Genomic DNA, 13852 nt, shown 5'->3' on the forward strand with positions numbered 1-13852 from the left:
TTTGTGAGTATTTTAAGTTTCCGGTAATGGCAGGTTCCAAAATATTGTACGTTTGTCAGGAGATAACCCCTTATCTACCGCCGACCGAAATCTCGTCCGAATGCAGGCTGTTGGTTCAGGCCATGCAGGAACGGGGCAATGAAACGAGGACGTTCATGCCGCGTTACGGGGTCATAAACGAAAGACGCAACCAGCTCCATGAAGTCATCCGCCTTTCGGGCATGAACCTCATCATAGACGACAACGACCATCAGCTCATCATCAAGGTAGCTTCGATACCCTCGGCAAGGGTACAGATTTATTTCATCGACAACGACGACTATTTCGCACGCAAGGCCGTACTCCGCGACCCTGCAACGGACGGAATGTTTCCGGACAACGACGAACGAGCCATATTCTTCGCCCGGGGCGTACTCGAAACGGTACGCAAACTGCGGTGGGAGCCCACCGTCGTACACTGCCACGGATGGTTCTCGGCGGTCATGCCCATCTACCTGCGCAACACCTTCGCCGACGACCCCATGTTCCAGAACCTGAAGATAGCCGTCTCGATTTACGACGATGCCTTTCCGGGAACGCTCGATGCCGGATTCAGGAAAAAGATAGAGAACGAAGGAATAAAAGACCCGAAACTGGCACTGCTCGACTCCCCTTCATACGAAAACCTGATGAAACTCGTTATAGACTATGCGGACGGCGTGGTCATGCGTACCGAGCATCCCTCTCCGCTGATAACGGCAGCACTGGAAGGAACGGGAAAAGTGCTTCTTCCCTGGCAGCCTTCGGATGCCGCCGACTATCTCGACAATTACCAGAAATTCTATGAAGAGCTTTTACAATAAGAGATACCTCTCCGCAGCGACGGCCCTCCTGTCGGCCTTCGTGCTGTCGGTAGCCTGCACCTCGGTGGACGATACGCTGGGAGCCGGTCTCATTCCCGGCGGAGGGGAGAAGCTTTCCATCCACATCGACACACTCGGACTTGGCGAAGGCGAACGGATAAGGGCGTTCCAGACCTATACGGATTCCATCGGGCTGCGGGCCTCGACCAAACACATGCGCGGTGCCATGAACGTCAACGTAGGTTATATCGGTTCGGCGGAGGAGAGTTTCTTCGGCAAGACCGTGGCGGCTTCCGTATTTTCGGGGCTGCCCGCTCAGGCGCTTACCCCGAACTTCTTCAAGAACCGCAAGTCGCCGTTCGACTCGGTCAAGCTCATCGTCAACATGAAGTACGTATGCGGCGACCCTTCCGTACGGCAGACTTTCAACATCTACCGGCTCCGCGATTCGCTCGCCTATACGACGGACACGATATACTACCATTCGTTCCGCTACGAAGACCATATCGACAGTGAACCGCTGTTCAGCTTCGAATATTCGGGCGAACCGGATGAAATCGAAGAGATAAAGCTCGATATCCTTCCGCAGGGACAGTTGCTGCTCGACGAACTGGCGGCCGCAGACACCACCCTCTTCTACTCCGACAAGGCTTACGAATTCCTGCGGAAATACAAGGGGTTCGTCATCGCTCAGGCTCCCGGAACTCCTGCCAATGCAGCGATATATGCCAACTACCTTCCGAACTGCAACATGAACTTTTACTTCCAGCGGGAGAGGGACCAGTGGGAGATAGACCTCGACGACGACAACAAAGAAAAAGAGGTCACGGCCTACATGCAGTGGTACTTCTCCGACGCCGACGGACTCAAAACGATGTCGGTGGCAAGCATCCGCCACGACTACACGGGTACGCCGCTCGAAGGGGTGCAGAACGGAGGGGAGGTAGCCGCCGACGAAACGGTCTACGTGCAGGGACTCGGCGGCGTGACAGCGACGCTGAAATTCCCGGACGGTTTCTTCGACGCCATGAACGCCCTCAAGCCATCGGAGGATTACGGACTGTACATCAACCAGGCACACATGTTCGTATGGCTGGAAGGAGAGACAACGGAAGCATACGACAAGGCGTTCCAAAAACTCGGCAGTTACTCCGATTACGGCAGCATGACCGTTATCCCGGATTACTATATATCGGACGCCTCCACGGGGAGCCTCACGATACCCTACGACGGTACGCTGAACCGCAACCCCGGCAAGGGATACTACCGAATGGACATCACCTCGTTCCTGCAGCACGCCTTGCAGCACGACGACGAAGAGAGCAGGCAGTTGACGCTGGCCCCTACCTACACGCCCTACGAGCCCTTCGCCGACAATACGTCGGTCCTTCTGGCGGCAGACAGCGACAAACCGGTCAGAGTCAAGATAACATACACCCTCATCGAGCCGGACGGCGAATGAACGACAGAGTAACGAACCTAAAGGATGCCTTTAGGTTCTTGTTTTAATCAAATTCACACAAGCGCAGAAAGTTATGGCGCAGGAGAAACAACGCAATACTGACACGAAGAAGACACACGAAAACCTCGTCATCGTCGAGTCTCCGGCAAAGGCGAAAACCATCGAAAAATTCCTCGGCAAGGACTACACCGTCATGTCGAGCTACGGTCACATCCGCGACCTCTCGAAAAAGGAGCTCGGCATCGCCATAGACGACAACTTCAAACCCGATTACGAGATATCGCCCGACAAGAAGAAACTCGTCGAATCGCTCGCCAAGAGTGCGAAGGAGGCCGAACGGGTTTGGCTCGCATCCGATGAAGACCGCGAAGGGGAAGCCATCGCCTGGCACCTGACACAGGTGCTCGGCCTGCCGGTAGACCAGACGCGGCGCATCGTTTTCCACGAAATTACCAAGAGCGCCATCATGGCCGCCATCGAGAATCCGCGCACCATCGACATGAACCTCGTCAATGCGCAGCAGGCACGGCGTGTACTCGACCGGCTGGTCGGATTCGAACTCTCGCCGGTACTCTGGAAGAAGGTCAAACCGTCGCTCTCGGCCGGAAGAGTCCAAAGCGTCGCAGTGCGCCTCATCGTCGAGCGCGAGCGCGAGATAATGAATTTTCGAAGCACCCCCTACTATCGGGTCACTGCCCGGTTCTACCGCACGGACGACCCTGCCAAAACCCTTTTCAAGGCGGAGCTCGACCGGCGGTTCGATTCGGCCGAAGAGGCTGAAGGATTCCTCGGGACGTGCAGGGAGGCCGACTTCCGGGTACTCAGCAGCGAAAGCAAACCTGCCGAACGCCACCCGGCCGGGCCGTTCACCACATCCACACTCCAGCAGGAGGCGGGACGCAAGCTCGGCATGTCGGTATCGCAGACGATGGCCGTCGCCCAGCGGCTTTACGAAAACGGTTACATCACCTACATGCGTACCGATTCCCAGAACCTCTCCTCGCAGGCCATCGCAGCCGCCCGGGAGGAGATAATCAAGATGTTCGGAGAGGAGTACAGCAGCGCCCGGAAATACAAGACCAAAAGCAAGGGAGCGCAGGAGGCCCACGAAGCCATTCGCCCCTCCTATCTCAACCGCCAGCAGATAGAGGGCTCGCCGGAAGAGAAACGTCTCTACGACCTGATATGGAAACGTACGGTGGCTTCGCAGATGTCGCCGGCACGGATAGAGAAGACGGTGGTATCCATCGCAGCCGGAGAATCGCCCCACAAGTTCACCGCTACGGGCGAGGTCATCCTGTTCGACGGTTTCCTCAGGCTCTACTCCGAAACCGTAGAAGATGAAACGGAGGAGGGACAGGAGAATACGCTGCCCGAACTGAAAGCGGGCGACGGACTGAGCTATCAGGATATATCAGCCACGGAACGCTTCACCCAGCCTCCGTTCCGTTACAGCGAGGCATCGCTGGTGCGACGGCTCGAAGAGCTCGGCATCGGCCGGCCGTCCACCTATGCGCCGACCATCTCCACCATCATCAACCGGGGATACGTCATCAAGCAGAACAAGCAGGGAACCAAACGCAGCTACCGGCTCATCCGGCTCGAAAAGGGCAAAATCAGCTCGAAAGAGCTTTCGGAAACCACCGGCCGGGAGAAGGCCAAGCTGACGCCTACCGACATCGGCATGATTGTCAATGATTATCTCGACAAACATTTCGAGGAGATACTCGACTACAACTTCACGGCCAACGTGGAGAAGGAGTTCGACGAGATAGCGGAAGGAGGCAAGGAATGGACCAACATGATTCGGGAGTTCTACACCGCCTTCCATCCCACCGTGGAAAAGGCGCTCGAAGAGCTTCCCGACCGCAGCGGCCGGGAACGCATTCTGGGAACGGACCCCAAAAGCGGCAAACAGGTTTCGGCACGCATCGGCCGTTACGGTCCCATCGTACAGATAGGGAGCGCGGACGACGAGGAGAAACCGCGCTATGCCAGCATGAAGAAAGACCAACTGATTGCCACCATCACCCTCGACGAAGCGTTGGCCCTCTTCGAGCTTCCGCGCACGCTGGGCGAGCTGGACGGCAAAGAGGTGGTCGTATCAATCGGGAGGTACGGCCCCTACATCCGCTACGACGGCAAATTCACCTCGCTGCCCAGAAAGGACGACCCCTACTCCGTCACGCTGGAACGTGCCGTAGAGCTTATCCATGAAAAAGAGAGTGCCGCCAAGGCATCGAAAGAGCCCATCAAGGTCTTCGATGCCGAACCGGAGATAAAGGTACTGAACGGCCGTTACGGTCCCTACATCGCATCCGGCGGCAAAAACTACCGCATCCCGAAAGATACCGACCCGGCAACGCTCACGCTGGAACAGGTCAGGGACATCATGGCGAAATCCAAAAAATAAAGGTCCGAAACCGAAAGCGGACACGATACGACAGAGAGGCTGTACCTTCAGGTACAGCCTCTCGCATAAACGGTACGCCGCGGCTCCCGCCGCTGCCGATTAATGCCTGCTCAGGTAATCCGACACACCGGCCCCCGTCGCACTCATCGCATCCTTGCCTTTGGCCCAGTTGGCGGGACAGACTTCGCCGTACTCTTCGAAGTGCTGGAGTGCATCGACCATGCGGATGACTTCATCGACACTGCGCCCCAGCGGCAGGTCGTTGATGACCATATGCCTTACGATACCGCCCTTGTCGATAAGGAAAAGCCCGCGGTAGGCTACGGGAGCACCGCCCTCGAACAGGAGTTCATCCTCTTCACCCGACAGATACTCTCCACCGAGGACGCCGTAATTCTCGGAGATGGTTTTCGTCGTATCGGCGATTATCGGATACTTCACCCCTTCGATACCGCCTCTGTTTCTGGGCTGGCCGAGCCAGGCCAGGTGGGAATACTCCGAATCAACCGAACAGCCTACTACCTGTACGCCGCGGGCCTCGAATTCGCCCAGTTTCTCCTGGAACGCATGCAGCTCCGTCGGGCACACGAACGTAAAATCCATCGGGTAGAAAAACAATACCACATACTTTTTCCCCTCGTACTGGCCGAGGGTGAAGTCCTGTACAATCTCGTTTCCGTTCACTACCGCCGTCGCACGGATGGCAGGCGCCTTTTTTCCTATCAAAGATTTCATATCTCCTTATGTTTTAATGAATGATTCCGGTTTATCCGATACAAAGATACAGACTCTTACTATAAGAATAACAAACAAGAGCACAATCCACGATTGTTATTTCTTATATACTCATAAGCAAAAAACATACCTTCGGAAAGGGGAAAAGCAAAAAGTCCCGCCGCCTCCCGAAAACGGTGCAAGGATGATTACCGACCGATGATGAAGATGGCAGGCCGCTTGTTGAGGTCGGGCCTCGGCCTGGAATGCCATACGGCTACCGGCAGGGTAAGAATGAATTCGGAGGATGCAGTGATGTCGGCTGCCACCGTCAGGCGCGTATGGGGCGAAAGCACTGCGAGCATCTCCTCCAGCAGTTTCGCATTGCGGTAGGGCGCTTCGATGAAGAGCTGCGACTGTCCCTCACCCAATGCCCTTTTTTCATACATCCGCAGGGCTTTTGCCCGCTCCGGCGGCTTGACGGGAAGATAGCCGTTGAAAGCAAACGACTGCCCGTTCTGCCCGGAGGCCATCAGCGCCAACAGGATGGAAGAGGGACCGACCAACGGCACCACCCGGATACCCGCCCGGTGGCACAGCGCTGCTATCTCCGCACCTGGGTCGGCTACGCCGGGAACTCCGGCTTCGGATATGAATCCGGCATCCCTGCCGCCGAATAGCGGTTCCAGCATGGACGGAAGTTCCTCGGGACGGGTGTGTTCGTTGCACTCCACGAAGGTCAGCTCCTCTACCGTGCGCCCCATCCCTCCGCGCCCGAGGAAACGGCGGGCCGAACGTACATTCTCCACGATGAAATAGTCGAGCGCCTCCACTACCGGCCGGTTCGCCTCCGGAAGGACGCCGTAATCCGTCCCTATCGGGCACGGTATCATATAAAGTTTTCCGTAAGAGGCCATCTCTCCGCTCCATTCGAACACCGGCGCCCGGTCTCCCTATTCCCCGCCGCGGCACGCCGTGCGGAGAGGCCGGCAGGTTCCATTTTACTCTTTCAGATAGATACGCTTTACCCGTTCCGACACGGAGGTCATGATTTCATAGGGAATGGTACCCAGCAGAACAGCCATATCCGAAACGGTATTGCCTGGCGTGCTGCCGAATACGGTCACCTCATCACCCTCCGAAACGTTCATTCCCGTCACGTCCACCATGCAGCTGTCCATGCAGATGCGCCCCACAATCGGAGCCGGCCTGCCGTTCACGAGCACGCTCCAGTTTCCGCATCCGAGCCGGCGGTCAAGTCCGTCCGCATACCCTATCGGAATGGTTGCCAGCCGCGAATCGCGCGCGAGCTTTCCGCTGCGGCCATACCCCACCGTCTCCGACTGCGCCAGTTCCTTCACCTGCACGATGCGCGTCAGCAGCCGGCTCACCGGACGCAGCGCCTCCCCCTCCGTACAACTGACGCCATAGAGTCCGATACCGAGACGGCACATGTCGAACCGCGCCTCCGGGAAACGCTCCATGCCGGCCGTATTCAGGATGTGCATCAGGGGACGGTAACCCAGACCGTCGGCAAGCGCCTGCACCGTCCGCCGGAAATAGTCTATCTGCGAACGGGTGAAGCCGTCCTCTTCGGGCATGTCGGCCGCCGCCAGATGGGAAAATACCGACCTTGCGGCTACGGCACCCGCTTCGCGCCGCAGAAAGGCGGCCAGCTCTGGCATATCCTCCATCCGGAATCCGAGGCGGTGCATCCCGGTGTCTATCTTGATGTGTACGGGCCAGGAGGTCTCCCCGGCATCCCGCACGGCCGCGATGAAACGCTCCAGCGACCGGAAATTGTATATCTCCGGTTCGAGACGGTTGGCTACCATCAGCGCAAAACTGTCCGAATCGGCATTCAGCACCACTATCGGCATGGCGATACCCTTCTCACGCAGCGTCACTCCTTCGTCGGCGAAAGCCACCGCAAGGTAGTTCACCCCCTGTTTGTCGAGCATGTCCGCCACTTCGAAATTTCCGTTGCCGTAACACGACGCTTTCACCATGGCCATCATCTTCACCCCGTCGCCCACCAGCGCACGGTAGTGATTGAGGTTGTGCCTCATGGCGTCGAGGTCCACCTCCAGCACAGTCGTATGGCTGCGGCGGTCGAGTTGATGCAGGATGCGGATGACCCCCGTGTCGGAGTTGCCGCGCAGCAGGATGGCCCGGCCCGCTATGCTGTCCTGCGTACAGTGACGGATAAACTCCTCCGCCGTGCGGTAGAACTCACTCCCCGCACCGAACGCGTCGCGGCACGCCGAGATACGTTCGCCGACGCCGACGAACCGTCCGATACCGGCACTCCTGACCATGGCGCCCACTTTGCCGTAAAGTTCCCAGTCGGGCATGGGGCTGAAGGGAATGTCCGACATGATAAGTACCTTCTCGCGGCTGCCGGCCACTCCGGTCAAATAGTCGAGCGCCATCGGCAGCGAATTGGCGTCGGTATTGTTCATGTCTGTCACGATGATGGAACCGGCGATTCCCTCCCGCATGCCGAGCCGCACGGCCACGGGCTGCAGCTCGGAAAGCTTCGGAACGACCGTCGCGGGCGGCACCCCCACCGCATCGTAAAAAGCGGTCACGAGCGCCTTGTTGCGGCGGGCCACCCCGTCTTCCCCCTCCTCGGGAAGCAGACATTCGTAAGGCAGGGCATCGCGCAGCTCCGCTTCGGGTGCTTTCGCCCGCAGCGCCTCCTCTATCAGCGGCTCGCCGCCGCAGTAGACGATGCTGCGGCATGTCGCGAAAAGCTGAGCCTTCTCCCGCATCTTCTGACGGTCGGACTGGAAATTCTCGCCGTGCTCCGGACCGAGATGGGTAAACACCCCTACGTCGGGCCGGATAATGGCCGCCAGCCGGTCCATCTCTCCCGGACGCGATATGCCCGCCTCGATGAGGGCGATGTCCTCGTTTCCGGTCATCATCAATATCGAAAGCGGCACGCCGAGCTGGGAATTGTAGCTGCGCGGACTGCGGAAAAGCGACACTCCCTCCGGGGCGGCCTGCGCTATCCACTCCTTCACGGTGGTCTTCCCGCTGGAACCGGTGATACCGACTACCGTTCCGCTGAACGACAGTCTGTAATGAGCCGCCAGGGCCTGCAGTCCGGCCAGCGACTTGTTCACACGCACGAATCCTGCACCCGGCCAGGCCGAAGCGTCCACCTCGCGCTCCACCATGAAACCGCGCACTCCCCGGCGGTACAGTTCGCCGATGTGGTCATGGCCGTCGTGGTTGCGGCCCCGTATCGCCACGAAGAGCGCGGCTCCATCCCTGGCAACACTCCGACGGCTGTCGGCCATCACGCTGCGGACAGTGACATCCTCGCCGCAGAACGTGCCTCCGCATATCGCGGCTATCTCGCTTACAGAATACTCCATCACTTACATTATTCTTTTCTACTTCCCGGACCGAAACCGCTGCCAAAAATTTTTTCCGTACAATTTTCGCACCGGAAAACCGCATCCGCCCCCGCCACATCCGCACGCACGGCGGCAACTGCCGACAGGGAGAAAGTGCGCCGCGACCCGTCTTGCGCGGATGCCGCTAAAATAGCACTTTTTGACGCGCCTTATCCCCTGCTGCGCTATTTTATTTCGCCCGCACGGGGACTACTGCCGGAACCGCACCACCGTAATACCCGCGCCTCCGCGGTCGGCATGGTCGTCCGTAGCGGAAGCCACCTCGCTCACGCTGCGCAGATAACGCCGTATCTCCTCCTTGAGCGCCCCGGTACCCTTGCCGTGCAGGATGCTCACCTCCGCCACCCCCACCATCAGGGCATCGTCGATGAAATCCTCCACCCGTTCGAGCGCCTCGGCGGCACGCATACCCCGCACGTCGATGTTGTCCTTGAAATTGAGGCGGCGCGACGCGATATCCACACTGACCACCGTACGTGCCCGCTCCGGCCTCACCTGCCGCTTATACTCCGAATTGGAGATGGCCTCCAACCGGTCGAGCGCCACCGTAGTCAATAACTGTCCGAAAGCCACCGTCGCCTTTTTCCCCTTGATTTCCGTCACCTCGCCGGCACCCTCCTGGCCCTTGATGCGCACCTTCCCGCCCACTTTTACTTCGAGCGTCTCCGGTTCCGCAGCCGGCTCCCGGGTCACCTCACCCTGCCGGGCCTTGCGTTCGCGGCGCTGTTGCTGGCGACGTTCCACCTTCTCCATTTCGCGGTCTATGCGAGCCTGTTCCTCCGGTGTCACCGCACGTTCCTCGACCTCCCGCTCCCGGAACTCGTCGAGCTCACGGCGGGCGAAGCGCGTCATCTCCTTCTCCGCCTGGGATTCCCTTATCACACGGATAGTATTCTCAATCTGCTTGTTGGCCTCGGCAACGAGGGCACGGGCCTCCTCCCGGGCTTCATGCAGGATACGGTTCCGCTCCTGCTTGATATCGGCAAGCTGACGTGCATAGGTCTGTTCCAGTTCCTCCACCTTTCGGTCCGTGATGCGTATCCGGTCGCGTTTCTGTTCCCAGTAGCGCCGGTCGCGGGCAATGTCGCGCAACTGCTTTTCCAGATTGATGTGGTCGCTGCCGGCCTTTCGGGAAGCCGCATCGATTATCTGCGCCGGCAGCCCTATCTTGCGGGCTATCTCCACGGCGAACGAACTTCCCGGCTCTCCCATCTGCAGACGGAACAGCGGACGGATGTTCTGTACATCGAACATCATCGCTCCGTTTTCCACCCCTTCATGGCTGCCGGCGAAATACTTGATATTGGAGTAGTGGGTGGTGATGACACCATAGGTTCCCGTCTCCACGAAACGTTCGAGAATCGCTTCGGCTATCGCCCCGCCTATCACCGGCTCCGTACCCGAACCGAATTCGTCGATAAGGACGAGCGACCCGGAACCTGCCCCGGCCAGCATATGCTTCATGTTGAGCAGATGCGAAGAGTAGGTACTCAGGTCGTTGTCGATGGACTGTTCGTCACCGATGTCGATGAATATGCCGTCGAATACCGGAAATTCGGAATTTTCGAGTACAGGCACCGGAAAACCGCACTGGAACATGTATTGCAGCAACCCCACGGTCTTGAGACATACCGACTTGCCTCCGGCATTAGGACCCGAAATGACGAGCATGCGGCGTCCGCGGTCGAGCTTCAGGTCGAGGGGTACCACCTGTTTCCCCTCGCGCGCCAGCGTCTGCCGCAGCAGCGGATGGCGTGCCGAGCGCAGCCACAGCGTTCCCTCTTCTGAAAGAACCGGCTTCACGCATTCGTTCTCCGCAGCCCAGCGGGCCTTCGCACGTATCATGTCCATGCAGGCGAGGTACTCCCCGGCCCGGGCGATACCCGGCGCATCGGGCCGGATACGGTCGGTAAAAGCCGTCAGTATCCGCACCACTTCGCGGCGTTCGGCATACTCCAGCTCCTTCAGTTCGTTGTTAATCTCGACTATCTCTACCGGTTCGATATAAAAGGTCTTGCCCGTGGCCGATTCATCGTGTATGAAACCGTTGATTTTCCGTTTGTTGGCTGCCGACACAGGAATGACGGCCCGACCGTCGCGTATCGATACGGCGGCATCGGCATCGGCATAGCCGTCCTTTTGCGCCTTGGAAAGAATGGCCTGCAACCGCTTCGACACCTGCCCCTCCCGGTCACGGATGGTACGGCGGATGGTGTACAGTTCCGGCGAAGCGCTGTCCTTTATCTTGCCGTAACGGTCGAGGATGGTATCGATATGACCGGTTATCTCCGGAAAGCTTTCGACCCCCTGCGCAAGACCGCGCAGTACCGGATAGCGCCCCTCCTCTTTCGCCGCGAGGAATGCCGTTATTTCGTTCACCGCACCGAGTCCCGCCCGCAGGGCTATCATATCCTCGATATCCAGAAAGGTGCCTGCCACCTCTATTTTCCGGGCGACAGGACCTATGTCGGTGTACTCCTGCAGCGGAAACCCCGACTCCAGCATCAATATCTCCTGCAGTTCGCTGCAAAGCGACAGCCGGTGCGCTATCTCTCCGGCCGACGCCGAAAACCCTTCGCCGTCGAGCAGGGCACGACCGCCATCGGTCGTGCATTTGCCGCGCACCTGGGCCCTTATGCGGTCGAAACCGGTTTTGTTCTCGTAATCTGACGGATATACCATATTTATCATCCATTATCTTCTATCCACGGCCGCCCGAACGACGACAGACCCGCAGTGCAACACCTCGCCGCAGACACGGCGTACACTCCCACCGCACCCCGTCCGGAAAGGAACGGGGAACGGCGCAGTTCCACGGCCCCGACAGGCGGCGCTATTTGTTCTTGCCGCCCCCGAACAGGGAGAAATGCACGTAACGTTTCGGATTGTTCTGAAGGTCTTCGAGCAGCGAGGAGAGGTTTGCGCTCGCCTCGGCGAGCGAATCGTACAGCGCCCGGTCGTTCATCAGCAGACCGATGCTGCCCTCCGTAGAATTGACCGCCGCCAGGGTAGCGGTCAATTCGTCTATCGCACCGTTCAGTTTGGCGACCGTCTGCGACAGGTCGGCTTCGGCAAGCGCTCCGCTGACGTTTTCGATATTGGCCATGGTATTGTCAATCCGTTCCGAATTGGCCGCCAACGCTCCCGTGACCTCGTTGATGTCGTCGATGATGCTCCTTATCTCCTCGCCCTTGGCGCCGAAAGCCTCTGCTCCCCTGCGCAGACCTTCGAGCGTACCCGCTATCGAACCGCTGTTATCGACGAGTATCGAGTTAAGGCTCGTCAGCGTAAGGTCGAGGGAACTGATGAGCTGGTCGAGCTTCTGTTTGAAGTAGTCGAGCTCGGAACCGGCCAGCTCCAGAAAGCTCGTTTCGCTCTCCGACCGTATGGTCGCACCGTCGGGAAGCGCATTGGGCGAATCGCCCAACTCGATTTCGAGGGCCTTTCCCCCCATGATACCGTTGGTAAAGAGGCGGACGACCGAATTGTCCGGTACGCGGTAAGCCGACTTCACGTCGAACTTCACCTCCACGGTATTGTTCAGGTCGGGACGGAATTTGATGCCCGTGACCGCACCGACACGAATGCCCTGCACGATGATGGGCGAGGACATCTGAATGCCGCTCACATTGTCGTAATAGGCGTAGTACGTCATGTTCCGGTTGAACAAATCCCTCCCCTTCAGAAAGTTTATCCCCCAATAGAGCAACGCGAGTATGGCTACCGTGAATATTCCTATCTTAACCTCTTTTCTCATCTTCATAACCGTAAACTTATTTAAACACACGCCCGACGGGCGCCCTCTCCGTCACCTGAACGTACGGGGCGACATCCTCCTATTGTCCCGTTTTACGCCGTGCGGTCTTTACATCTATCCGTTTATCGCCCTCATAGGCCACGACGAAAGCGTCGGGAAACTCCTTCCGGGCCTCGGACTGTATCTTCACGATGGCATCGTAATCCCGCACCCCGCCCACGAGGTAACGGTATCCGCGTCCGGGCTCTCGCTTCTCCGTCACCCGGTTACGGTACGATTTGAATACCCTGTCATTCAGCGGTTTTCTACTTCCAAGAAACCCTATCTGCACATAATAAAGTACACCGTCGTAAGGTTCCTGCCCGACGAGACGGGTGTCCGGTTCCTCCTTTTCCTGCAACTCCGGTGCCGGAGTCCTGCCGCTCCCTTTCCGGACGGGCTCCGTCTCGGCCTCGCGCAGCATGACGACATTGGCCCGGCCCTCCACCTTGCTCTTATATTCGCTGAAGGCGTTGAACAACGCCCGCGCCGCCTCGCTCTGCCCCTTGCCGGAAGTGACATAGCTGCGGTCGGTCTGATTGGAAAGGAAACCCACCTCGGTCAGCACGCTGGGCATGGAGGTACGCCAGAGCACGAGGAAAGGCTCCTGGGTCGTCCCCCGGTCGGGCATGGGCAAGTCGGCCTTGAAATGTTTCTGGATGATTTCGGCGAACATCATGCTCTGGTCCTTGTAGGCGTACTGCATCAGGGAGAACATGATATAACTCGCCGGGTCGCCCGGATTGTACCCCTCGTACTTGGTCGTATAGTCGTCCTCGTAGATGATGATGTCGTTCTCGCGCATAGCCACCTCCAGGTTCTTGCCGTCCTTGTCCATACCCATGACATGGGTGGAGGTTCCCCGCGCATTCTGATTCGTCGCCGCATTGATATGGATGGAGATGAAGAGGTCGGCATTGGCCCGGTTGGCGATTTTTCCCCTCTCGGCAAGTTCCACATACTTATCGGTGGAACGCGTATAGATAACCTCCACGTCCGGATAGTTTTTCCGAATAAGCTCTCCCAGCTTCTTGGCTATGCCGAGGGTCACATCCTTCTCGTAATAGTTTCTGTACACGCATCCGGGGTCCTTTCCCCCATGCCCCGGGTCGAGCACCACCTTGCACACCTTTCCCCTCTCGGCGGGCTGCGCGTTTTGTGCACCCGATTCCCAACAGGTACACAACATAAAGAGGG

Annotated in this window: 9 protein-coding genes; 3 read left to right on the plus strand and 6 right to left on the minus strand. The window is 58.3% G+C overall.

Translation table 11 applies throughout. The annotated features are described in order from the left end of the window. Window positions 1–26: 26 nt before the first annotated feature. The 3 genes from BQ5361_RS06795 (at window position 27) to topA (ending at window position 4717) form a co-directional block, all read left to right on the plus strand. Window positions 27–842 carry a glycogen/starch synthase gene (locus BQ5361_RS06795; RefSeq protein ID WP_022064029.1) on the plus strand — a complete coding sequence of 272 codons (816 nt, stop codon included), beginning with the start codon at window positions 27–29 and terminating at the stop codon, window positions 840–842. After that, window positions 823–2304, plus strand: a complete 1482-nt coding sequence (locus tag BQ5361_RS06800; RefSeq protein WP_035472205.1) for a DUF4270 family protein — start codon at window positions 823–825, stop codon at window positions 2302–2304. The genes BQ5361_RS06795 and BQ5361_RS06800 overlap by 20 nt, the downstream gene beginning before the upstream one ends. Before the next feature lie 73 nt (window positions 2305–2377). Continuing rightward, on the plus strand, window positions 2378–4717 hold the full coding sequence (topA, locus tag BQ5361_RS06805) for a type I DNA topoisomerase (protein ID WP_052130986.1): 2340 nt from the start codon (window positions 2378–2380) through the stop codon (window positions 4715–4717). A 99-nt stretch (window positions 4718–4816) separates the two neighbouring features. On the opposite strand, the gene BQ5361_RS06810 is transcribed toward topA, so the two are convergent. The 6 genes from BQ5361_RS06810 to BQ5361_RS06835 all read right to left on the minus strand — a co-directional run bounded on the left by BQ5361_RS06810 (window position 4817) and on the right by BQ5361_RS06835 (window position 13844). After that, window positions 4817–5452 carry a peroxiredoxin gene (locus BQ5361_RS06810; protein WP_022064026.1) on the minus strand — a complete coding sequence of 212 codons (636 nt, stop codon included), beginning with the start codon at window positions 5450–5452 and terminating at the stop codon, window positions 4817–4819. Window positions 5453–5640: 188 nt separating this feature from the next. Then, window positions 5641–6348: an SAM-dependent methyltransferase gene (locus BQ5361_RS06815; protein WP_035472383.1), complete on the minus strand. Its 708-nt coding sequence runs from the start codon at window positions 6346–6348 to the stop codon at window positions 5641–5643. Between the two features lie 84 nt (window positions 6349–6432). Continuing rightward, entirely contained in the window at window positions 6433–8817 is a 2385-nt protein-coding gene (gene alr / locus BQ5361_RS06820; RefSeq protein WP_035472202.1) for an alanine racemase, read from the minus strand. Window positions 8818–9048: 231 nt separating this feature from the next. Further along, complete coding sequence (locus BQ5361_RS06825) at window positions 9049–11541, minus strand: endonuclease MutS2 (protein WP_035472381.1); 2493 nt, start codon at window positions 11539–11541, stop codon at window positions 9049–9051. A 151-nt stretch (window positions 11542–11692) separates the two neighbouring features. Then, window positions 11693–12622: an MlaD family protein gene (locus BQ5361_RS06830; RefSeq protein ID WP_022064022.1), complete on the minus strand. Its 930-nt coding sequence runs from the start codon at window positions 12620–12622 to the stop codon at window positions 11693–11695. A 73-nt stretch (window positions 12623–12695) separates the two neighbouring features. Then, complete coding sequence (locus BQ5361_RS06835) at window positions 12696–13844, minus strand: N-acetylmuramoyl-L-alanine amidase (RefSeq protein WP_257587953.1); 1149 nt, start codon at window positions 13842–13844, stop codon at window positions 12696–12698. Window positions 13845–13852 lie beyond the last annotated feature (8 nt).

The organism is Tidjanibacter massiliensis, from assembly GCF_900104605.1.
Lineage (GTDB): Bacteria > Bacteroidota > Bacteroidia > Bacteroidales > Rikenellaceae > Tidjanibacter > Tidjanibacter inops.